Origin of the sequence: Actinotalea sp. C106 (assembly GCF_023630195.1) — a bacterium.
In the GTDB taxonomy this organism is placed as follows: Bacteria; Actinomycetota; Actinomycetes; order Actinomycetales; family Cellulomonadaceae; genus Actinotalea.
In genome coordinates this window covers 1-1,871 of the sequence record NZ_JALPKN010000436.1, presented here as the reverse complement: position 1 = coordinate 1,871, position 1,871 = coordinate 1, and the positions used below count along the sequence as shown (strand labels likewise).

Genomic DNA, 1,871 nt, shown 5'->3' with positions numbered 1-1,871 from the left:
GGCCCGGCGGCGTCGAGGCGGCGGAGCAGCTCGGCGGCCGCGACCCGGTCCCAGGGCTCGAGCTCACGGACGAGCTCGCCGGGGCTGTGCGGGCCGTCGTCGTGCGGGCCGAGGGTCACCGAGCAGAGGGTGTCGAGGTCGTTCGGGACACCGGGGGACAGCTCGGCGGGGGCCACAGGGCTGCCGCCGACGAGGGGGGCGGCGGTGACCTGTCCCGGACCGGCGCCGCCTCCGTGCGGTGCGGGCCAACGTCCGGTCAGGGTCAGGTAGAGCAGGGCCACGAGGCCGACCGTGTCCGCCCGGGTGGTCGAGCGGGCGTCACCGATGCCTCGGTCCATGACCTCGCCGTCGATCCCGAGTCCTGTGACGACGACGCGCCCGTCCTCGGTCACCCGCACGCTCGAGGGGCGCAGGGCGAGGTGGTGCACCCCGCGGCGCCGCGCGGCCTCGAGGGCGATGGCAGCCTCGCCGATGATGGCGCGGGCCTGGTCCGCCGGGATCGGGCCGTGCTGGGTGAGCTCGCCCAGGTCCCGGCCCTCGACCAGCTCGGTGACGGTGTACGGCATGCCCTCGTGGTCCCCGACGTCCAGCACCCGGAGCAGGCGCGGGTCGGTCACCAGGGCAGCGCGACGGGCGGCGTCCTGAGCCTGGGCGACGCGCCCCTCGCGCAGCACCATCGCGCGCACCGGGCGGTCGAGGATCTGGTCCTGCGCGCTCCACGCCTCGACGCCGGGCAGGTCGCTGGGCACCGGCTGGTCGAGGCGGTATCGCCCAGCCAGCAGGGTGCCGTGCCCGATCACCACGCCGTCCAGACGATCACCTCCGCGCAGGCTCAGGCCCGCTCCCTGGTCGCGACGGTCGTCGCCCCCGGGTCCGGGCCTGCTCATGCTACGTGCCGCGCGGGCCATCGCAGGAGCGGGCAGGTCAGCGACCTCATGCCTGGTGCTCCTCGGGGGAGAGGTCGTCCGGGCCCGAGTCGACGCGGGGCTCGCCGCGCGTGCCGCGGCGCCCGCGCCGTACGGTCCGGACGACGCCGATCACCACGCCGACGGCCAGCAGGGCACCGATGATCGCCGTGCCGATGCTCTCCCACTCCGCCCGCACGCGGACCGTGAGCACGGTGCTGTCGTCGACCACGACCCCCTCGGGGGTGCGCACCTCGACCGCGACGGCCACGTCGGCGCTCTGGATGCCGTGCACCGGGAGCGCGACCGTGACCTCGCTGTCTGCCGCGATGGTGACCTCGACGTCGTCGTCGGACCGCAGGCGGGAGTCGCCCGGCCGCAGCCCGATCCGCACGTCGACCGCCTGGTCGAGGGTGTTGGCCACCCGGATCGGCAGCTCCCCCGAGGTCGAGATCAGGTTCACGTCCCCGCCCGGGACCACCGCCACGGCGCCGCGGAGGGTCGCCGTGGCCGCCTCGATCCCCGCGATCGAGGCCTGGCGCGCCTCAGGGTCCGAGCGCCACGCCGCCGAGGCCGCGCTCAGCAGCTCGAGCTCGGGGTCCCCGAGGACCGACTCGGGGTCCTCGAGCATCGTCGAGATCTCGTCGCGCTCCTCGAGGGCCGCCCGCACCTGGGCCAGCTCGCTCGCCGCGACCTCGGCGCCGGACTCGAGGTCCAGGGGCAGCGAGCCGCGGTCCAGGCCAGGGTCCGGCGCGCCGACCAAGGCCGAGATCGGCTCGGTCTCGACCCAGGGCGCCGTCGTGAGGGCCTCGAGCTGGGCCGAGGCCACGGCGGGGTCCGGGTCCCAGTCCCGGGGGACGGTCAGCAGCATGTGCCGGCCGTCGCTGGGCCGCTCGCGGGTGATGACCGCGAGCTCGGCCAGGAGGTCCTGCGCGGCCTCGGCCGGGGCGAGGGCGGCGCCCTCGT

The 1,871-nt window shown here is 76.3% G+C and carries 2 protein-coding genes; both read right to left on the bottom strand.

Annotated features, from left to right (window positions below):
• Nucleotides 1-887, bottom strand: an 887-nt coding sequence (locus L0B03_RS17315; protein WP_250448187.1) for a protein kinase family protein, incomplete at its 3' end; no start/stop codon positions are given.
• A 46-nt stretch (nt 888-933) separates the two neighbouring features.
• On the bottom strand, nt 934-1,871 hold a 938-nt coding region (locus L0B03_RS17310), incomplete at its 5' end, for a DUF6049 family protein (RefSeq protein ID WP_250448185.1).